Below are 19084 nucleotides of genomic sequence, written 5' to 3'. Positions count from 1 at the left end.
ATGGAAGCTTTCCTAACCTCCACCGCCGTGGTCGCGCTGGCCGAGATCGGCGATAAGACCATGCTGCTCGCCATCGTGCTGGCCGCGAGGTTCCGTCAGCCGTGGCCGATCGTGTTCGGCATCCTGTTTGCAACGCTCGCCAACCATGCGCTGGCCGCGCTGGTCGGCATGTCGGTGGCGAGCCTGCTTGAGGGCGAGTGGTTCCGCTATGCCGTGGGTGCGGGCTTTGTCGCGATGGCGCTGTGGACGCTGGTGCCCGACAAGTTCGACGACGACGATGCGCCCAAGCCCTCGCGGCACGGCGCCTTTCTCACCACGCTGGTAGCCTTCTTCCTCGTCGAGATCGGCGACAAGACGCAGATCGCCACCATTGCGCTGGGCGCGCAGTTCCAGAACGTGCTGCTGGTGACGGCGGGCACGACGCTGGGCATGATGCTCGCCAATGCGCCTGCGGTGTGGCTGGGCAATGCGCTGGTCGAGCGGGTGTCGCTGAAGCTGGTGCGGATGCTGGCGGCGGCGCTGTTCCTCGCCATCGGTATCTGGGTGATCGCCGATACGGCGCTGGGCTGAGACCTCATCCGTTCGTGGTGAGGAGGAGACGAGGTCGCAGGCCGAGCGCCCTCCTCAGGACGAACGGGGAGTGACTGTCAGTTTTCTCGCCGGGGCAGCACCGGCGAGGCCTTGCCCAGCGCCAACCTGGCATCGGAGAACATGATCGGAGTGCGCAGGCCCTTGACCGGGTCTGCGCCTTCGCGCGCCATATCGAGCACCATGCCGCGCGCCTGCACCTGCGGGTCGGCCAGCGCCTGCGCCACATCGTTGATCGGCCCGACCGGCACGCCCTCAGCCTCCAGCCGCGCGAGTAGCGCATCGCGCTCCCACTGCGCGGTCTTCGCGGCGACGGCGGCGGAGACCCGCGCCCGGTCCGCCACGCGGCCGGGGTTGGTCGCCCAGCCCTCCTCTACCTCCAGCCCCAACACCCCGGCGAGGCGGGCGAACTGAGCATCATTACCGACGGCGATGATCAGCCAGCCATCGGCGCAGGGAAAGGCCTCGTAGGGCACGATATTGGGATGCGCGTTGCCCATCCGGTGCGGCGCCACGCCGCTCGCCAGATAGTTCATCGCCTGATTGGCCAGCGTGCCGGTCATCACATCGAGCAGGCTCATGTCGACGGCCTGCCCGCGCCCGGTCCGCTGACGCATGTGGAGCGCGGCCTGAATGCCGATCACCGCATAGAGCCCGCTCAGGATATCGGCATAGGCGACCCCGATCTTGGTCGGCGGGCCATCGGGCTGGCCGGTGAGGTCCATCATCCCGCTCATGCCCTGCACGATGAAATCATAGCCTGCGTTTTGGGCATAGGGCCCGGTCTGCCCGAACCCGGTGATCGAGCAATAGACCAGCCCCGGATTGCTCCCGGCAAGGCTGGCGTAGTCGAGCCCGAATTGTGCGAGGCCGCCGGTCTTGAAGTTCTCGATCACCACGTCGGCCCCGGCGATCAGCTCCTTCACGCGGGCGAGATCGTCCGCGTCGCGAAAGTCGGCGACCATGGAGGTCTTGCCTCGGTTGGCGGCGTGGAAATAGGCCGCGTCCTGCGAGCCATCGGCGTTTTCAATGAACGGCGGCCCCCAGCGGCGGGTGTCATCGCCCGCGGGGCTTTCCACCTTGATCACCTCGGCCCCGAGGTCGGCCAGCACCTGCCCGGCCCACGGCCCCGCCAGAATGCGCGCCAGTTCGACGACCTTGATGCCTGCGAGCGGAGCCTCTTTCATACCGCCCCCTAGCCGTTCGCCTCGAGCGAAGTCGAGAGGCGTAAGCGCCGCAGTGTCTCGACTTCGCTCGACACGAACGGGGAGCTAAGCCCTGTGTCCGTTGCTCCGGGCTCCCATCTTCCCCTACTCCGCCGCGATCCGGAACACCCGCTCGGCATTGCCATGGCACAGCGCGTGCATTTCCTCGTCCGAGCAGGCGAAGTTCTCGATGAAGTCCACCGCCGGTTTCATCGGCTGATAGGGATAGTCGATCGCCCAGATCACGTTCTCCACCCCCATCCGGTCGATCGCATAGCGCAGCGCCAGCGGGTCTTCCACGCCGCTGGTGGTGAAGACGAAGTTGTCCTTGAAATACTCCTCCATGCTGCGCTCGGTCTTGGGCGCGCGGCCCACCTTTTGCGAGCGCGAGTTCATGAAGTTGATCCGCCAGATGAAGAACGGCACCATCTCGCCCATGTGACCGACGCAGATCTTCAGGTCGGGGAACCGGTCGAACACCCCGCCCGCCATCATCCGCAGCATATTGGTGCCAACCTCGACGCCGTAAGCCCACATGGCCGAATCCATGCCGTAGTCCATCAGCGGACCCTTGAGCGTATCTGAGGGCCCGCGCGGATGGATGTAGATCGTGGCATTGGTCGCTTCGGCGGCCTCGAAGATCGGCCAGAAGCGGTAGTCGTCGAAATAGTCGCCGTTGGTGTGGCCGTTCACGACCAGCCCGTTGAGCTTCAGCTCGCCCATCACCCGCTCGACCTCTTTCGCCGCGCGCTTGGGGCTGTGCGGGGCAAAGCTGCCGAGCCCGGCGAAGCGCTTGGGGTACTTCGCACAGATTTCTGCCATCCTGTCGTTCGCCAGCGCGGCAAGGTCGGTGGCGGTATCGGCATCGAACATCTGCACGCCCGGTGCAGTGAGCGTGAGGAGGTGCATGTCGACGCCATACTGGTCCATCTGCGGCAGGCGCTGCTCTTCCACATCCAGCAGCCCGCCAAGGAAATCCATCTTGCCGTAGCCCGAGGTATCGACCTCGGCATCATAGATACCCTTCACCAGCAGCTTGTCGGCGCTCTGCGTGGGGCTGTTCGCCACCTTCTTCAGCTCGGCGGCGACCTCGGGGATCGACCAGGCTTCCTCGCAGGCGATCAGGCGGCACTTCTTACCCATAATTCTCTCTCCCATTTTGCGCGCGAGACTAACGCCGGGTTTGACCTTAACAACCCCCATCGCAGCGCGCTTGCCGATAGCATCCCGGCGGCCTAGCCTTGCCGCCATGGCCAAGGCCCCGCCCTCGCCCGATGAAAGCTGGAGCTCGACCGGGCTCGCCCGGCGCGAGGCGATCAGCGCGTGGAGCGACTGGGCCGCCAGCACCATCGCCCCGATCGAGGTCGAGGTGTTCGACCCCAAGGCCTTCGCCGCCCGCTGGATCAGCCACGGGATCGGGCAGTTGCGCCTGCTGCATCTCTATGCCCCGGCCCAGCGCGTGACCCATGTGGGCGCCGACCGGCTGGCGATGCGCGCCGCGCCCTCGATCCAGCTCGTCTATTCGCGCGCGGGCACGATGCAGACGCGGATGGGCGGGCGGCGGTTCGATGTCGAACCCGGCCAGTTCGTGCTGCTCGACAACACCCGCTATTATCAGATGGAAATGGCGACCGAGCACGAGTGCATCGATCTGATGATGCCGCAGGCCTGGCTCGAACGGCACCTGCCCGATCCCGCCGGTCTGCTGGCGCGCCCCTACCATGCCCATTCCGGCTGGGCCGCGCCGCTCGGGGCGCTGATCGAGACGATCCTCGATACCGGACTCGACGAGGCCCCGCTCCCGCGCCCGCTGATCGCCGAGCAATTCGGCAGCCTGCTCGCGCTTGCCACCGCCGCCCACGAAGCCGAGGCCTCGGCAGGCGGCCACCGCAGCCAGCTGGCCACACGCATCCTGCGCCGGATCGAGACGAGCTATGCCGACGCCGACCTCTCGCCCGACAAGGTCGCAGACGAAGAGGGCATTTCCAAACGCTACCTGCAATCGCTGCTCGCCGCGCGCGGCACCAGCTTCGTTGCCGAACTCAACGCCACCCGGCTCGAACATGCCAGCGCCATGCTGACCGACCCGCGCCTTGCCGCTGTGCCGATTTCCGAGCTGGCCTACCGCACCGGCTTTCTCGATCCGGGCTATTTCACCCGCCTGTTCCGCAAGCGCTTCGGGATCACCCCGAGCCAGTGGCGCGGCGGACTGGCTCCGCAAAGCTGAGGCTCTTGTATGTCGTGGTGCTGCGCCCATTTTCCCAACATGCCCACTGCCCAGACCCTCGCCACCCTGCCCACCTACTACCTCAGCCATGGCGGCGGGCCGTGGCCGTGGATGGAAACGGGCGGTGCCTACGATGTGCTCGACGCCTCGCTGAAGGCGCTGCGGGCCGAGCTGAAGGAGCGCCCGCGCGCGGTGCTGGTCGTCACCGCGCACTGGGAAGCGCCGGTGTTCACCTTCTCCAGCGGCGCGCAGCCGGGCATGATCTACGACTATTACAACTTCCCGCCGCACACTTACGAGATCACCTATCCGGCCCCCGGCCTGCCCTCGCTCGCCGAACAGGCCGCCGCGCTGCTGAGCAATGGCGGCATGGCCAGCGCCACCGATGCCGACCGGGGCTTCGACCATGGCACCTTCAGCCTGATGCAGGCGATCTGGCCCGAGGCGCAGATGCCGATTGTGCAGATGTCGATCCGCGCCGACTACGATCCCGCCGCCCATATCGAAGCGGGCCGCCTGCTTGCCCCCTTGCGCGAGGAAGGCGTGGTGATCATCGGCTCTGGCCTCTCGTTTCATAACCTGCGCGCGCTCGGCCCCGTGGGGCGCGATGTGTCGCTCGCCTTCGATGGCTGGTTGCAGGAAAGCTTGCTCAACATGGATGGCGAGGAGCGGGTCAAGCGCCTGCTCGACTGGGAGCGCGCTCCTGCCGCCCGCGCTGTCCACCCGCGCGAGGATCATCTGATGCCGCTGCACGTGGCGCTTGGCGCGGCCGAAACCGACGAGGCCGCGCTGTCTTACCACGAGGATGCGTTCATGGGCGGCATCGCCGCCTCCAGCTTCCGTTTCGGCCCTCCGCCCGCCTGACACGATCAAGACAATAGGGCTGCGCAAATGTCCTATTGGCCATGCGCGCAAATCCTTCGCCCGGATAACGATCCGGGTTAGCCTGCACCTCTGTCCACGCCATGACGAGACCCCGCCAACGGGGCCGCGGGCGTCAGACGAGAGGATGCCAGCAATGTCCGACAAGAGCTTTGCCCTGCCCAGCAGCATCGCCGTGATCCCCGGCACCGAGGCCGCGCAGGCCGCCTATCCCTATTACACCCAGTTCGTGCCCGAGGACGACCAGAAGTTCTGGTTCTACAACTCGATGCATTTCCCCGAGCCGATGCACCATTTCGACATGATCACCGCCGAGGCGGCCTATGTCGCGATGGGGGCCTTCAACACCCGCGTGCACTGTCTGCCGACGGCCAAGGGCGTCGATCACCGCATCATCAACGGGCGCGTCTATATCGGCGGCGTGGTCGTCACCGACCCCGACGAGATCGCCGAACGCGTGGCCGAGTTCCAGCAGCGCGCCGGGCACTATTACGAGAACTGGGAAAGCCTTTACGAGCAGTGGAAGGGCAAGATGAAAGCGCTGATCGCCGAGGCGCAGGCACTGCCCAGCCCCTCGCTGCCCGATTACGAGCCGCTCGAAACGATCACCGAGGGCGATGCCGTTCCCGCCAGCCATGATCTGCTAAAAATCTACCAGCAGCAGATCGAGGGCTACCACCGGATGTGGCACCACCACTTCGAGTTCCTGCTGCTCGGCTATGGCGCCTACATGACCTTCTTCGGGTTCTGCAAGAAGGCCTTCCCCGAGATTTCCGATCAGGCGATTTCGCGGATGGTGGCCGGGATGGAGGCCGAGATTTTCCGCCCCGACGAGGAGGTAAAACGCCTTGCGCGGCGCGCGGTGGAGCTGGGGGTCGACCACCATTTCACCGACGACATGAGCATCGATGAGGTGCTGGCCGATCTCGATAAAGTCTCTGCGCAGGGCAAGGTGTGGCTGGCCGATCTCGAAGAGAGCCGCAACCCGTGGTTTAACGTCTCTTCCGGCGACGGGTTCTACCACTATCACCGCAGCTGGAACGACGACCTGTCGCTGCCCTTCGCGGCGCTGCCGGGCTATATCGCCAAGGTGAAGGCGGGCGAGAACATCGAGCGCCCCACCGCGCAGCTGATCGAGGAGCGCGAACAGCTTGTCGCCGACTACCGCGAGCTGCTCGACACCGACGAGGACCGGGCGACTTACGACCAGCTGATCGAGCTGGCGCACCGCGTGTTTCCTTATGTCGAGGGGCACAAGTTCTATTGCGAGCATTGGTACACGAACCTGTTCTTCAACAAGATCCGCGAGTTCGGCAGGCTGCTGCTGGCACACGGCTTCTTCGGGCCGGACGGGGTGGAAGAGGACGTCTTCAACCTCACCCAATACGAGCTGGAAAGCGCGATCATCGACCTGATGCTGGCCTGGGGCGTAGGCGCGGGGCCGCGCGGCCCGGCCTACTGGCCCGCGATCATTGCGGAGCGGAAAGCGGCGATTGCCGAATGGGCCAAGCACCCCACCCCGCCCGCGCTTGGCAATGTGCCCGAGGCGATCGACGATCCGGCGATCAACATGCTGTGGGGCATCACCCGCGAGAATCTCGACAGCTGGCTCGATGATGGGACCGAGAACCCCAACGAATTGAAGGGCTTTGCCGCCTGCTCGGGCGTGGTCGAGGGCACGGCGCGGGTGGTGAAGTCGGTCAGCGAGATCGGGCGCATCCAGCAGGGCGACATTCTGGTGTGCCAGGTGACGAACCCCACGTGGTCGCCGCTGTTCCAGAAGATCAGCGCGGCGGTGTCGGACATCGGAGGCTCGATGAGCCACATGGCGATTGTGGCGCGCGAGTATAACCTGCCCGCCGTGGTCGGCACCGGGCTGGCGACGGTGAAGATCAGGGACGGCGCGCGCATCCGGGTCGACGGCGGCAAGGGCACGGTCTCGATTCTGGAGGACGCGTGATGGTGGGGGACACTCCTCCCCTCCCGCTTGCGGGAGGGGCAGCGAGACTTGCCAGCTTGCTGGCTAGTCGCAGCGGGGTGGGCCTTGCAGGCCCATGCCCACCCCCGGCCCCTCCCGCAAGCGGGAGGGGAGAGATATGACGCCCATCGCATGGTTTTCCGAAGTCGGTATTGCCGACCGGCCCACGGTGGGCGGCAAGGGTGGCTCGCTGGGCGAACTTGTGCGCGCCGGAATTGCCGTACCCGATGGGTTCGTGGTCACGACCGCCGCCTTTGAACAGTTCCTCGCCGCGCTTGAGGCGAAGGAGCCGATCCGCCCGCTGGTCGAGGCGCTCGACCCGAACGATCTGGACGCCGCCACACGGCTTTCCGAGCAGTTGCGCACGCGGATGATCGGCGATCCGATGACCAGCGAAGTAGAGACGGCGCTCAAGGACGCATTGAATCAATTGTGCCCCGACCAGCGCCCCGTTGCGGTACGCTCGTCCGCCACCACCGAGGACGCCGACGACGCCAGCTTCGCCGGCCTGCAAGACACCTTCCTGTGGGTGCTCGACGACGCTTCGATGATCGAAAAGGTCCGAGAATGCTGGGCCAGCCTCTACTCGGTGGAGAGCATGACCTACCGCCGCAAGCAGGGCCTGCCCGAGGCGGGCGTGGCCATGGCGGTGGTGGTCCAGCGCATGGTCGAGGCAAAGTGTGCGGGCGTAATGTTCACCCGCTCGCCGACTACGGGTGACAAGTCAGTGATCACCATCGAGGGTGCCTGGGGGCTTGGGTCTTCCGTAGTTTCGGGTGAGGTCACGCCTGACAAATGGGTGCTCGGAAAGATCACCGGCGAGATCAGCCAGCGCGATATTTCGGACAAGCACGCGAGACAGGTTCCGGCGCCCGAAGGCGGGATCGTCGAGGTAGAGAACGCCGCCGACATCCGCTCTACACCCTGCCTCACCGACGAGGACTTGCAGGCCCTGCGCACCATCGGGCGCAAGGTCGAGAAACACTATGGCAAGCCGCAGGATATCGAGTGGGCGCTCGATGAAGATGGCGCGGTGCTGCTGCAATCGCGCCCCGAGACGGTCTGGGCACAGAAGGATGCCAAGGCTGCACCCGTGGTCGCCAAGGAAGCCAGTCCGATGGCGCATGTGATGGGGCTGTTTACGGCGGGGGCGAAAAAGTGAGCCTGACTGGCAAGGATATCGTTGAAATCGCGCGATTGCTCGATGCGTCGCACTTCACGACGCTCGACCTGACACAGGGCGATTTTCGCCTGCGGATCAGCCGCGATGGCGCGGGAGGCTGGCGCGAGGAAGAGGCCGATCAGGAGCCGGAGGAGACTTCGCGTGCCGAGGTGCCTCCCCCTCCCCAGCCTGCTGCGGCACGCGCTGGCGGAGTCGAAATCCCCGCCCCGCTGATCGGCAACTTCTACTCCGCCCCACGCCCCGGCGAGCCCGACTTCGTGCAAGTGGGTGATCGGGTGAGCAAGGATACAGTGGTCGCGATCGTCGAGGTGATGAAGCTGATGAACTCGGTTGCCGCCGGGGTCGAGGGCGTGGTGACCGCGGTGCTGGCCGAGAATGGCAGCGCGGTTGCCGAGGGGCAGGCGCTGTTCCGGGTTAAGGTGGATTAAAACAAACCCCCGCTCGTCCTGAGCTTGTCGAAGGACTGCTTTTCTTCGAGCGCGGCACCAGAAGTAAGGACAGCCCTTCGACAAGCTCAGGGCGAGCGGATGTGGGTTTAAGAGGTTTGCATGGCCAACATAGAAATCGTCGAAACCTCCCTGCGCGATGGCAACCAGTGCCTGTGGGGCGCAACCGGGGTCGACACCGCGAAGACGCTCACCATCGCGCCTGCAATGGAGCGCGCCGGATACCGCGCGATCGACTTCACCACCTCCACCCACATGGGTGTCGCCGTGCGCTACAAGCAGGAAGACCCGTGGGAGCGCATCCGCGAAATGGCGCGCATCTGCCGCACCACCCCGCTGCAATTCCTCTCCACCGGCTTCCGCTTCATCTCGTGGGAGACCGCCACGCCCGAATTCATGGAGCTGGCCTTCCGCACGCTCGCCACCAACGGCATCCGCCGCTTTGCGCTGGCCGACCCGATGAACGATGCCGCCAGCAACGTCGAGGTCGCAAAGATGGTGAAGCGCGCGGGCGGCGATCAGGTGGTCGGCGCTCTGGTCTATACGATCAGCCCGATCCACGACGATGCGCACTATGCCAAGGCCGCGCGAGTGATGGCGCAAAGCCCCGATATCGATGCGCTCTATATCAAGGACCCCGGCGGCCTGCTCTCCCCCAAGCGTGCCGCCACCTTGATACCGGCGATCCTTGCCGAGATCGGCGAGAAACCTCTCGAACTGCATAACCACTGCACCATCGGGCTTGCCGAACCGGCCTGTCTCGAAGCCGCGGACCTCGGCATTGCGGCGGTCCAATGCGCGAGCGGCGGCGCGGCGGATGGCACCAGTAACCCGCCTATCGGCCGGATGATCAAGAACCTGCGCAGCCTCGGCCACACCGTCGATGTCGATGACGAGGCGGTGGAAGAGGTCGCGAGCTACTTCACCCGGCTGGCCGAGGCCGAAGGTTATCCCACCGGCGCGCCGCTCCCGTTCGACGCCGCCTATTTCCGCCACAACCTGCCCGGCGGCATGGTCGGCACCATGCGCCGCCACCTCGCCGACCAGAACGCCGCCCATCTCGAAGCGGCCGTGATCGAGGAAATGGGCCGCGTGCGTGAGGAACTGGGCTGGGTGATCGTGATGACGCCCTTTGCGCAGATGCTGCAAACGCAGGCCATGCTCAATGTGACGGGCAAGGAGCGCTGGAGCATCATCCCAGACGAGGTAATCCGCTTCGCCATCGGCAAGTTCGGGCGGCCCACACAGCCGGTCGACCCGCAGGTGATGGACCGCATCATGGCTCACCCGCGCACGAAGCAGCTCAAAGCCGAGACCGGCATGACCGACCTCAAAACCCTGCGCAGCCGAATCGGCGAAAGGCTGTCGGACGAGGAATTCCTGCTGCGCGCCACGATGCCCGAGGGTCAGATCGAGGCGATGCGCAAGGCCGGCCCCGCCCCGCGCCACTACGATCCCGACACCGCGCCGGTCATGCGGCTGCTGCGCGATGTGATGGCGCGAAACGATCTTGCCGACTTTGCGTTCGAGAAGGACGATCTGAAAATACGGCTCTCTGCCTGAGCCCCTCCCTCGTCATTGCGAGCGCAGCGAAGCAATCCAGCTTCGGATGATGGATTGCTTCGCTGCGCTCGCAATGACGAACAAAGAAAGACGTACAATGACACTCCCCCGCAAGCCGAAAGGCTTCATGTTCGATCTCGACGGCACGCTGATCCTGTCGAACCGTCAGCTCGGCTCCTACGACCCGATCCCTGGTGCCGCCCACGCGCTGGGCGAGCTGGACACGCTCGGCATACCGTGGATCGCGCTCACCAATGGCAGCGCCTATCCGGCCCGCAAGCAGGCCCCACGCCTGCGCGAAATCGGCCTGCCGGTGCCCGATGAGAAACTGTTCACACCCAATTCGGTCGCCGCCGAGGTGATCAAACAGCGTGAACTCGAACGGGTGCTGGTGCTCGGTACGCAGGGCGTGATCGACGCGCTCACCGAACTCGGCGTCAAGTGCCTCAACCCGGACGACGGCAAGGGTCTGACCTGCGACGGGGTCTATACCGCCTGGCACCCCGAGTGCTCGATGGACCACATCCACCGCGCCTGCGATGCGGTGCTCGGCGGCGCGACCTTCCTCACCGCCTCGGACATCCCGTTCTTCGCCACCAAGGAGGGGCGCTCGTTCGGCTATTCCTGCGCGATTAACGGCGCGATTGCGCGCGTCACGGGGATCGAGCCCGAACCCACCGGAAAGCCGAGTGATCACGCCATGGCCTTCGTCGCGCAAAAACTCGGGATCGACGCTGCCCATGTCGGCGTCGTGGGGGATGACGCCACGGCGGAAATGCAGATGGCCGTGACAGGCGGGGCCATCGGCATAGCGGTCACCAGCGGCTCCACCAGCACCGAGGAATGGGCCGACCAGCCGCCCGAAAAACGGCCCGATCTGGTCATCAGTTCAATCGGCGATCTGGCCAGCGCCTGCGGCCTGAGCTAACCCTGCGCGCATGATGCAGGGCCGCCCCCAGCAGCGGCCCACCCGCAATCATGGAGACACGCTTGACCACCGCCCCGATCCGCACCGACTGGACCCGCGACGAAATCGCCGCGCTGTTCGACCTGCCCTTCACCGAACTGCTGTTCCGCGCCGCAGAGGTCCACCGCGCGCATCATCGGCCCGAAGAGGTGCAGCTGTGCACCCTGCTCTCGATCAAGACCGGCGGCTGCCCCGAGGACTGCGGCTATTGCAGCCAGAGCGCCTCGGCGCAAAGCGGCGTGAAGGCGACCAAGCTGATGGACGTGCGCGAGGTGCTGCAAAAGGCCGCGCAGGCGCGCGATGCCGGGTCGCAGCGGTTCTGCATGGGCGCGGCCTGGCGCAACCCCAAGGACCGCGACATGGGCAAGATCGTCGAGATCGTCTCCGGCGTGCGCGCGATGGGGATGGAAACCTGCATGACGCTGGGCATGCTCACCCCCGAACAGGCCGCGCAATTGAAGGCCGCCGGGCTCGATTACTACAACCACAATGTCGACAGCGGGCCGGAATATTATGAGCGCGTGGTCTCCACCCGCTCCTATGAAGACCGGCTCGATACGCTGGAGACGGTGCGTGAGGCGGGGATCAACGTGTGCTCGGGCGGGATCGTCGGCATGGGCGAGACGCGCGCCGACCGGGTCGGTTTCGTGCACACCTTGGCGACGCTCGAACGCCATCCCGAAAGCGTGCCGGTCAACGCGCTGGTGCCGGTAAAAGGCACGGTGCTGGGCGACATGCTGGCCGATACCCCGCTCGCCAAGATCGACGATATCGAGTTCGTCCGCACCGTGGCGGCGGCGCGCATCGCCATGCCGCTGAGCATGGTGCGCCTCTCGGCGGGGCGCGAGTCGATGTCCGAGGCGACGCAGGCGCTGTGCTTCCTCGCCGGGGCCAACTCGATTTTCACCGGCGACAAGCTGCTCACCGCGCCCAATGCGGGCGAGGACGAGGACATGGCGATGCTCGCACGGCTGGGCCTCAAGCCAATGGCAGGCCCCGAGCCGATGCGGGCCATGGCCGAGCAGGACGATCTGGCCAGCGCCTGACGCCTGAGCTAACCAAGCGACAAATCACAACCCGCCCGCCACGCCGGGCCGAAGGAGAGGCTACCTTGACCGACCACAAGCTCGAAACGCTCGCCATTCACGCGGGCCAGCAGCCCGATCCCGCCACCAATGCGCGGATCACCCCGATCTATCAGACCGCCAGCTACGTCTTCAACGATGCCGAGCACGCCGCAAACCTGTTCGCGCTCAAGGAATTCGGCAACATCTACAGCCGCATCATGAACCCCACGGTCGATGCGCTGGAGAAGAAGATCGCCGGGCTCGAAGGCGGCGTCGGCGCGCTGGGTGTGGCCTCGGGCCATGCCGCGCAATTGGTCGCATTCCACACGCTGATGGAGCCGGGCTGCAACATCGTCGCGGCCAAGAAGCTCTATGGCGGCTCGATCAACCAGCTGAGCGAAGCCTTCCGCAAGTTCGGCTGGGAAACCCGCTTCGTCGACGCCGACGATCCGGCCAATGTCGCAGCGGCCTGCGACGAGAACACCCGCGTGGTGTTCATCGAGAGCCTCGCCAATCCGGGCGGCGTGGTCTGCGACATCGCCGCCATTGCCGAGATCGCGCACAAGGCGGGCGTGCCGCTGATGGTCGACAACACCATGGCGACGCCAATGCTGTGCCGCCCGATCGAGCACGGCGCGGACATCGTCGTCCATTCGTGCACCAAGTTCCTGAATGGCCATGGCAATTCGATCGGCGGACTGATCGTCGATGCGGGCAAGTTCGACTGGAAGGCCCACGGCGACAAGTTCGCCACGCTGACCCGGCCCAACGGTTCCTATCATGGCGCGGTGCTGGTCGATGCATTGGAGCCGGTCGGGCCGATCGCCTTCATCATCGCCTGCCGCGTGCTCGGCCTGCGCGACCTTGGCCCGGCCATGGCGCCGATGAACGCCTTTCTCACGCTCACCGGCATGGAGACGCTGGCACTCAGGATGGAGCGGCATTGCAGCAATGCGCTCGCCGTCGCCAAACACCTTGCCGCGCACGAAAAGATCGACTGGGTCTTCTACGCCGGGCTGGAGGACAACGCCTATCATGCGCTGGCCAACCGCTATCTCGACGGCAAGGCGGGCGCGGTGTTCACCTTCGGCGTGAAGGGCGGCTACGAGGCGGGCGTGAAGCTGGTCTCCTCGGTCAAGCTGTTCAGCCACCTGGCCAACATCGGCGACACCCGCAGCCTGATCATCCACCCGGCCAGCACCACCCACAGCCAGCTCGAAGGCGACGATCTGATCGCCGCCGGGGCTGGCCCCGACGTGGTGCGGATCTCGGTCGGCATCGAGCATATCGACGATATCATCGCCGACCTCGACGGCGCTCTGGCAGCGCTGTGATCGGGCTGGTGTTTCTGCTCGCGGCGGGCACGGCTCAGGCCAAGCCCGCCGATATCTGCGAACAGCCGATCACGCAGCGCGACATGACCATGTGCGCCGCACGCGACTATGAGGAAGCCGACGCCGCGCTCAACGCGCAGTGGTCGCAGACCGCAGATGTCATGCGCGCGCGTGACCGCGATCTGGACCGCGTCTACGACGACCGCCCCGGCTATTTCGAAACGCTGCTGGCGGCGCAGCGCGCCTGGCTCACCTATCGCGACAAGCACTGCGCCAGCGCGGGCTATCGCTACCGCGGCGGCTCGATGGAGCCGATGATTGTCAGCGGCTGCAAGACCAGGCTGACCGAGCAGCGCACGCGCGAGCTGGCCGATCTGATCGAGGCGCTGTGACCGGCCCCGCGCCAAGGTTCGACTACGAGGCCTATCTCGCCCAGTTCCTGACCGGCGATGACGATGCGCTGGTCGCGCGGTTCTTTGCCGAAGACTGCGCGATGATCACCGGCAGCGGCAAATTCGTCGGCCATGCCGGGATGCGCGCGTTCCTTGCCAGAGCGCATGACGGCGTGCGCGAATGCCCGCGCGTGCAGCACTATCTGCAGGACGAGCGCAACGTGCTGGCCGAGATCGACATGGACTTTCATGCGACCAAGCACCGCCCCGACTTTCCCTTCGGCGAAATGTTCCCTGGCGACAGTCTGACGGTGAAGTTCCTCGCCCGCTACGAACTCGATGCGGCGCAGAAGGTGCGGCGGCTCATCACCATGGCCTGGCCTGCCGGTCGCGCGGTTACGACGCTGCCGCCGCTCGGTGCGCATCCCAGCCAGATCGCCGCCTACTATGCCTATGCCGCTGCCTTCTCGGCGGGCGATCCGGCACGCTACACGCGGTTCTATCGCGATGACGTGGTGTTCGAGCTGCCCTCGGTCGGGCGGTTCGAGGGCGCGCAGGCGATTGCCGATTTCTACACGGCGATGTTCGAGCGCGTGGTCGAGACGCTGACCGTCCACAACCTCACCGCCAGCAACGAGGCGATCGTGGTCGATTGCACCAGCCGCTTCACCGCCGTGGCCGATGCGCCCGATTTCCTTGTCGGCGCGCTGGCGAAGGGCGATCACGTCGATGTGCGCGTGCAAGTGACCTATCGGCTGCGCGATGGCTATATCGAGCACATTCAGGTCGCCCGCGCGGGCGAGCCGGTGTTCAGCGACGGGCGCTAAGCGCCGCCTCGATACGGGCGAGGTCTTCGGGTCGGTCGACATCGACCAGCGTAGCGGGCGGCGGTGCGATCAGCGTGCAATCGGAGCGCCCCGCCAGCCAGCGGCCCGCCCCGCCCTCGCCTTCAAGCTTGGTGAGGTCTGCCAGCAGGCTGTGCGGAATGAAGGCAGGTACGCCGGGCTTACCTGCGCCGTAGTCAGTCGCTGCCAGCGCCTTGGTTGCGACGAGCGCGGTCAGATGGGCGGAGGCGACAAGCGGCATATCGGCGAGCACCAGCAACAGGTCGCATGCCTGCTCCAACGCAGCCTGCGCCGCCAGCGCGACCGAACTGGCCAGCCCTGTTTCGGCATCGGGGTTCTCGATCAGCGGCCAGCCGCTCTCCTGCGCGAACAACGGTACACCTGCGGTCGGCACGACAACCATCCCCGGCGCGAACCCTGCCTCAGTCACCAAGGCCAGCACATGCGCGCCGACCCGCTGCCCCGCGCACAGGGCATCGAGCTTGCCCCCGCCAAAACGCCGCGCCTGCCCCGCAGCCAGCACTGCGACCAGCGGCGCGCTCATCGCTGGCTGTGGTGCGGGTGGCGCAACTCGTAGATCCCCGCCACACCCGCCAAAGCCGAAAGCGCCAGCGCCGAGGGCTCGCGGCTGTGCCCGATCAGGCCGAGCGGGCTGGCCACGCGGGCGATCTGCTGCTCGGCATAGCCAAGCGCGGCCAGCCGCTCGCTGCGCGCACGCCGCGCCGGTCCGCCCCCCTGTGCGCCGATGAAGAAGGCAGGGCTTCGGAGCCCCCAGTCGAGCAGCGCCTCTTCCCACTCGTGATCGTGGAACAACAGCACCAGCGCGCTCCAACGGTCGAGCGCGATATGCTCAGGCCGCTGCCCAAGCGCAAGCGAGCCGTCCTCGCGGCTGTAGCTTTCGACCGCCATCCCCGCCGCCGCGCCCAGACGCGCCATCGCTTCCAGCTCCGGCCCCTCGCCCAGCAGCACCAGCCGCAGCGCGGGGATATAGCGGCGCTCGGCGAGAAGTGCCTGCCCCGGCAGCGTGAGACTGGCCTCATGCCGCGCCTCAAGCTTAGCCAAGGCCTCCACGCAGGCGGCATGGTCGGGCGCGGGGTCTATCAGCACATCGAGCCCCCCGCCGCAGGGCAGGCGAAAGTCGATCTTCGGCGAGCCCGCGCCATAGCGGATCACCCGCGGCTCACCCCCTCGCAAGACCTCTGCCGCAAGCTCGCGTTCGAGACAGCCGTCGGCGAGGCTCCCGGTCACACTGCCATCGCCATGTACCGCGAGTTGCGCGCCAAGGCGGCGCGAGAAACTGCCCTCGATATTGACGATGGTGCACAGGCCGGTGCCAGCGACAGTCGCCGCCGACAATGCCTCGTGATCTTCGGGTATTTCCATACCCGTCGCTCTATCAGTGCTGGTGCGGGTCTTCCATGCCCATGATCAGCTCGGGCTTTTCGCCGCGCAGCTCCTGAAAGGCCAGCGTCAGATTGATCAGCGCGCGCGACCATGGCGTGCCGCCATATTCAAGGCCGGGCTTGAGCTTGTGATCGAGGAACACCGCATAGCTCGGTGTTGCCTCCAGCTTTTTCAGCGCGTCCTCAGGCGTGCCGCCGGTGAGCAAGGTCTGCTCGGCGGTGGCGACCAGCCCGCGGTTGAAGTTCATGAACGAGTGAAACTCGGCCCAGGTGGAAACCCCGCCATGGCCCTGAATGACCTTGTCGACCCCGTCGATGCCATAGACTGCACCCGCCAGCGTGCTCGGCAGCGCGAGGATCGAGCCGCCCGAGCCGGGATCGATCAGCGGGCTCATATGCCATGCATAAAGGTCGCCCGCCGCCATGGTCCGCGCGGCGGGGAAGACCACGAAGGCATCGCCGTCGGTGTGGCCAGCGCCGAAGAAATAGAGCTCGATCCGGTCGTCGCCCTCGCCGATGGTCTTGCGCGCCTCGAAGTCGCTGTCGACGCGCAGCGGCGGGAACGGACCGCCGCCCGCGCGCATCCGCGCCGCGCTGTTGACCTGCGCCACCACCTGCACGTCACCATTGGGCGCCAGCTCGGCGTTGGAGCCGGTGTGATCGGGGTGCGAATGGGTGTTGATGATCATGCCCACCGGCTTGTCGGTCACCTTGCGCACCTCGGCGAGGATCGCTTCGCCGTTACCCGGCAGCTTGGTATCGACCAGCACCACGTCATGCTCGCGCACGAACACGGTGGTGTTCCCGCCCGCACCGAAGATCTTGTAAACGTTGCCCGAAACCTGCTCGATCCCGGTAATGCCGGGCAGCCCCTGCGCCGTCACCGCTCCGGTCGTCAGCACGGCGGCGAGGCCCGTTACCACCACGCCCGCCAGGATCGCCATCCGCTTCATCGCTCGTCTCTCCCCCTCAGCCCGCGAGATTTCGGACTCTGTCAACGAACCAATAGACTCCCGCCGCGATCACCGCAAGCGAGCCACCCACGGCAATACGATTTGCGACAGCCGGCACCCGCCCGCGCAGCCAGCCCAGGGCCAGCGCCACAGGCACGACAATCGCGAGTTGCCCCAGTTCCACGCCGATGTTGAATCCCGCCAGCGCCCAGCCCAGTTGCGCCTGCGGCAGGCCGAACTCGCGCAGGACATAGGCAAAGCCGAACCCGTGGATGAGGCCGAACAGGCCCGCAAACAGCGCGCGCAGGTCGCGTTCGCCTTTCTTCCTCAGCAGGTTATCCAGCCCCACCACCACGATCGACAGCGCGATCAGCGGCTCGATCAACCATGCAGGCGGTGCGAAGGTGCCGGTCGCCGCCAGCGCCAATGTCACCGAATGACCGAGCGTGAAGGCGGTAACGATCAGCGTCAGCCGCCGCAGCGATCCGCCCATCAGGATCAGGCCGAGAATGAACAGCACATGGTCCGGCCCGATCAGGACATGATGCGCGCCCGCCGGAACGAAGGTCGCCAGCACCGCCCCCACCCCCGCGACGCTGCCCGCATAGTAGGTCTGCGGCCTGCTCTCGGCGGAGAAGATCATCTGCTGCGCCACTTCGTTCCCTTCGTAAATGGTGACGAAGGTCTGGTGGAGCGGGTCGTAATCGAACAGGTGCGCCTCCACCGACAGCGCTGCAGGCGGCTTGCCCTCGGCGCGGAAGGTCAACCGCACGGCATCGTCGCCCGCCACCGGGGCAAGCGCCAGCGGCTTCACCGTCAGGCGTGCTCCATTGCCGTCGCGCAGGTCGAGTCGCGCCAGCAACAGCCTGGCAATGGCACTGTATTGGTGATCCAACACACCCCGGTCGAGCAGGTTGGTGCTTTCGTCGATCCGCAGATCATGCACGAGATCGACCACATGTACGGTGACGCCACCTTCAAGCGAGCCTTCGCCGGGCCGCAGGTCGACATAGCTGAACGGCGCGGGATGCGCGGCGGCCCCGGTGGACGGCAGAATCGCAAGAAGGCCGAGAAGAAAGACAAGGAGCCGCAACGGGGAGAGCATTATTGTCACATAAACGGATAAAATCGGCCATCAACTGACTCTATTTTTGCAAAAGCAACAATTGGTGGTTGGCAATTACTATTCCGCCAAGGTAGGCGGTCACGGAGATAGTTTCATAAGTGAGCAGTCTGTTGCGAGTGACAGGGGATGGGAAACGGGCGCACCGCCGTGCGCCGCTGCTGGTTTTGGCTGCGCTGGTCTCTGCCTGTGCGGGCCAGCCGTTCGCGGCCCCGGCACCACGGGTAGACCTGCCCGAGGGTTGGGCCGAAACCGATGCACCGCTCGTTTCGCCCGACACCTCGGCCTACTGGCGCCAGCTTGACGATCCGCTGCTGAGCGAACTGGTCGAACAGGCCATCGTGCAGAACCGCGATATCGCCGCCAGCGCCGCCCGGCTCGATCAGGCGCGCGCATCGCTGGTGCAGGCGCGCGCAGCCTACCTGCCGACGCTGAACGCCAGCGGCAATGCGACCCGCGATATCGGCGACGCGCCGCGCGACGGGGTGCCGCTCTCGCTCGGCCTCGATGCGGCGTGGGAGGCCGACCTGTTCGGGCAGGTCTCGGGCAATGTCGCCGCCGCGCGCGCCGATCTGGCGGCGCAGGGCTATGGTCTGGCGGACCTGCAACGGCTGATCGTCGGGCAGGTCGCCTTGCAGACGATCAACGCCCGCGCACTGTCCGAACAGCTCGCCATTGCACGTGACACGCTCGGCAACCAGCGCGAGAACCTCCAGATCGCGCGCTGGCGCAATCAGGCCGGGCTCGTCTCCAGCCTCGATGTCGAGCAGGCGCGTACGCAGGCGGCGCAGACGGCAGCGACCATTCCCTCGCTCGAAGCGAGCCTTGCCGCCACCGCCAATGCCATCTCAACCCTGATCGGAGAGCCGCCGGGCTCGCTCGAAGCGAGCCTTGCCGCCACCGCCAATGCCATCTCAACCCTGATCGG

The 19084-nt window shown here is 66.1% G+C and carries 19 protein-coding genes; 13 read left to right on the top strand and 6 right to left on the bottom strand.

Annotated elements, in window-relative coordinates:
- Positions 1–570, top strand: a complete 570-nt coding sequence (locus tag D2V17_RS11565) for a TMEM165/GDT1 family protein (protein ID WP_119593059.1) — start codon at positions 1–3, stop codon at positions 568–570.
- A 77-nt stretch (positions 571–647) separates the two neighbouring features.
- On the opposite strand, the gene D2V17_RS11560 is transcribed toward D2V17_RS11565, so the two are convergent.
- Both D2V17_RS11560 and D2V17_RS11555 read right to left on the bottom strand, forming a co-directional pair.
- Positions 648–1775, bottom strand: a complete 1128-nt coding sequence (locus D2V17_RS11560) for a CaiB/BaiF CoA transferase family protein (RefSeq protein WP_119593058.1) — start codon at positions 1773–1775, stop codon at positions 648–650.
- Positions 1776–1898: 123 nt separating this feature from the next.
- Positions 1899–2936, bottom strand: a complete 1038-nt coding sequence (locus tag D2V17_RS11555) for an amidohydrolase family protein (RefSeq protein WP_119593057.1) — start codon at positions 2934–2936, stop codon at positions 1899–1901.
- Positions 2937–3042: 106 nt separating this feature from the next.
- On the opposite strand from D2V17_RS11555, the gene D2V17_RS11550 reads away from it, so the two are divergent.
- The 11 genes from D2V17_RS11550 (at position 3043) to D2V17_RS11500 (ending at position 14659) form a co-directional block, all read left to right on the top strand.
- Positions 3043–4020: an AraC family transcriptional regulator gene (locus D2V17_RS11550; RefSeq protein WP_119593056.1), complete on the top strand. Its 978-nt coding sequence runs from the start codon at positions 3043–3045 to the stop codon at positions 4018–4020.
- Between the two features lie 39 nt (positions 4021–4059).
- Positions 4060–4884: a DODA-type extradiol aromatic ring-opening family dioxygenase gene (locus D2V17_RS11545; protein ID WP_119593068.1), complete on the top strand. Its 825-nt coding sequence runs from the start codon at positions 4060–4062 to the stop codon at positions 4882–4884.
- A 154-nt stretch (positions 4885–5038) separates the two neighbouring features.
- The gene (locus tag D2V17_RS11540; protein WP_119593055.1) at positions 5039–6862 is read left to right on the top strand and encodes a PEP-utilizing enzyme; all 1824 of its coding nucleotides are present in this window, start codon (positions 5039–5041) and stop codon (positions 6860–6862) included.
- A gap of 136 nt (positions 6863–6998) precedes the next feature.
- Entirely contained in the window at positions 6999–8042 is a 1044-nt protein-coding gene (locus D2V17_RS11535; RefSeq protein ID WP_119593054.1) for a PEP/pyruvate-binding domain-containing protein, read from the top strand.
- Complete coding sequence (locus D2V17_RS11530; RefSeq protein ID WP_119593053.1) at positions 8039–8491, top strand: acetyl-CoA carboxylase biotin carboxyl carrier protein; 453 nt, start codon at positions 8039–8041, stop codon at positions 8489–8491. The genes D2V17_RS11535 and D2V17_RS11530 overlap by 4 nt, the downstream gene beginning before the upstream one ends.
- A gap of 120 nt (positions 8492–8611) precedes the next feature.
- A complete protein-coding gene (locus D2V17_RS11525; RefSeq protein ID WP_119593052.1) occupies positions 8612–10072 on the top strand; it encodes a biotin carboxyl carrier protein in 1461 nt (486 codons plus the stop codon).
- Between the two features lie 97 nt (positions 10073–10169).
- Positions 10170–11000 carry an HAD-IIA family hydrolase gene (locus D2V17_RS11520; RefSeq protein ID WP_191229162.1) on the top strand — a complete coding sequence of 277 codons (831 nt, stop codon included), beginning with the start codon at positions 10170–10172 and terminating at the stop codon, positions 10998–11000.
- Positions 11001–11050: 50 nt separating this feature from the next.
- Complete coding sequence (gene bioB, locus D2V17_RS11515; protein WP_119593050.1) at positions 11051–12085, top strand: biotin synthase BioB; 1035 nt, start codon at positions 11051–11053, stop codon at positions 12083–12085.
- Between the two features lie 65 nt (positions 12086–12150).
- Positions 12151–13440: an O-acetylhomoserine aminocarboxypropyltransferase gene (locus D2V17_RS11510; RefSeq protein ID WP_119593049.1), complete on the top strand. Its 1290-nt coding sequence runs from the start codon at positions 12151–12153 to the stop codon at positions 13438–13440.
- Positions 13437–13832, top strand: coding sequence for a lysozyme inhibitor LprI family protein (locus tag D2V17_RS11505; protein WP_245978682.1), 396 nt, complete (start codon positions 13437–13439; stop codon positions 13830–13832). Before D2V17_RS11510 ends, D2V17_RS11505 begins: the two co-directional genes overlap by 4 nt.
- Entirely contained in the window at positions 13829–14659 is an 831-nt protein-coding gene (locus D2V17_RS11500) for a nuclear transport factor 2 family protein (protein ID WP_119593048.1), read from the top strand. The genes D2V17_RS11505 and D2V17_RS11500 overlap by 4 nt, the downstream gene beginning before the upstream one ends.
- Here D2V17_RS11500 and D2V17_RS11495 read toward each other — a convergent pair.
- Genes D2V17_RS11495 through D2V17_RS11480 form a run of 4 tightly spaced genes read right to left on the bottom strand, consistent with a single transcriptional unit; the run spans position 14643 to position 18138 of the window.
- Positions 14643–15221, bottom strand: coding sequence for a nucleotidyltransferase family protein (locus D2V17_RS11495; RefSeq protein WP_119593047.1), 579 nt, complete (start codon positions 15219–15221; stop codon positions 14643–14645). The genes D2V17_RS11500 and D2V17_RS11495 overlap by 17 nt on opposite strands.
- A complete protein-coding gene (locus tag D2V17_RS11490; RefSeq protein ID WP_119593046.1) occupies positions 15218–16060 on the bottom strand; it encodes an XdhC family protein in 843 nt (280 codons plus the stop codon). The genes D2V17_RS11495 and D2V17_RS11490 overlap by 4 nt, the downstream gene beginning before the upstream one ends.
- A 13-nt stretch (positions 16061–16073) precedes the next feature.
- Positions 16074–17033, bottom strand: coding sequence for an MBL fold metallo-hydrolase (locus tag D2V17_RS11485; RefSeq protein ID WP_119593045.1), 960 nt, complete (start codon positions 17031–17033; stop codon positions 16074–16076).
- Positions 17034–17049: 16 nt separating this feature from the next.
- Positions 17050–18138, bottom strand: a complete 1089-nt coding sequence (locus D2V17_RS11480; protein ID WP_119593044.1) for a HupE/UreJ family protein — start codon at positions 18136–18138, stop codon at positions 17050–17052.
- 119 nt (positions 18139–18257) lie between these two features.
- Between D2V17_RS11480 and D2V17_RS11475 the strand changes: the two genes are divergently transcribed.
- Positions 18258–19084 (top strand): TolC family protein (locus tag D2V17_RS11475; RefSeq protein ID WP_245978681.1); only part of this gene is annotated, 827 nt, incomplete at its 3' end.

The organism is Aurantiacibacter xanthus (genome assembly GCF_003584015.1).
Taxonomy (GTDB): domain Bacteria; phylum Pseudomonadota; class Alphaproteobacteria; order Sphingomonadales; family Sphingomonadaceae; genus Alteraurantiacibacter; species Alteraurantiacibacter xanthus.
Note: the sequence above shows the minus strand (reverse complement) of the source record. Positions and strands in the feature narration are given on the sequence as shown.

What these genes read in the sequence shown, in the direction of transcription:
- D2V17_RS11485 (WP_119593045.1), bottom strand. Translation starts at nt 17,033, where the DNA reads ATGAAGCGGATGGCGATCCTGGCGGGCGTGGTGGTAACGGGCCTCGCC.
- D2V17_RS11545 (WP_119593068.1), top strand. Translation starts at nt 4,060, where the DNA reads ATGCCCACTGCCCAGACCCTCGCCACCCTGCCCACCTACTACCTCAGC.
- D2V17_RS11480 (WP_119593044.1), bottom strand. Translation starts at nt 18,138, where the DNA reads ATGCTCTCCCCGTTGCGGCTCCTTGTCTTTCTTCTCGGCCTTCTTGCG.
- D2V17_RS11550 (WP_119593056.1), top strand. Translation starts at nt 3,043, where the DNA reads ATGGCCAAGGCCCCGCCCTCGCCCGATGAAAGCTGGAGCTCGACCGGG.
- D2V17_RS11535 (WP_119593054.1), top strand. Translation starts at nt 6,999, where the DNA reads ATGACGCCCATCGCATGGTTTTCCGAAGTCGGTATTGCCGACCGGCCC.
- D2V17_RS11490 (WP_119593046.1), bottom strand. Translation starts at nt 16,060, where the DNA reads ATGGAAATACCCGAAGATCACGAGGCATTGTCGGCGGCGACTGTCGCT.
- D2V17_RS11565 (WP_119593059.1), top strand. Translation starts at nt 1, where the DNA reads ATGGAAGCTTTCCTAACCTCCACCGCCGTGGTCGCGCTGGCCGAGATC.
- bioB (WP_119593050.1), top strand. Translation starts at nt 11,051, where the DNA reads ATGGAGACACGCTTGACCACCGCCCCGATCCGCACCGACTGGACCCGC.
- D2V17_RS11540 (WP_119593055.1), top strand. Translation starts at nt 5,039, where the DNA reads ATGTCCGACAAGAGCTTTGCCCTGCCCAGCAGCATCGCCGTGATCCCC.
- D2V17_RS11555 (WP_119593057.1), bottom strand. Translation starts at nt 2,936, where the DNA reads ATGGGTAAGAAGTGCCGCCTGATCGCCTGCGAGGAAGCCTGGTCGATC.
- D2V17_RS11495 (WP_119593047.1), bottom strand. Translation starts at nt 15,221, where the DNA reads ATGAGCGCGCCGCTGGTCGCAGTGCTGGCTGCGGGGCAGGCGCGGCGT.
- D2V17_RS11520 (WP_191229162.1), top strand. Translation starts at nt 10,170, where the DNA reads ATGACACTCCCCCGCAAGCCGAAAGGCTTCATGTTCGATCTCGACGGC.
- D2V17_RS11525 (WP_119593052.1), top strand. Translation starts at nt 8,612, where the DNA reads ATGGCCAACATAGAAATCGTCGAAACCTCCCTGCGCGATGGCAACCAG.
- D2V17_RS11560 (WP_119593058.1), bottom strand. Translation starts at nt 1,775, where the DNA reads ATGAAAGAGGCTCCGCTCGCAGGCATCAAGGTCGTCGAACTGGCGCGC.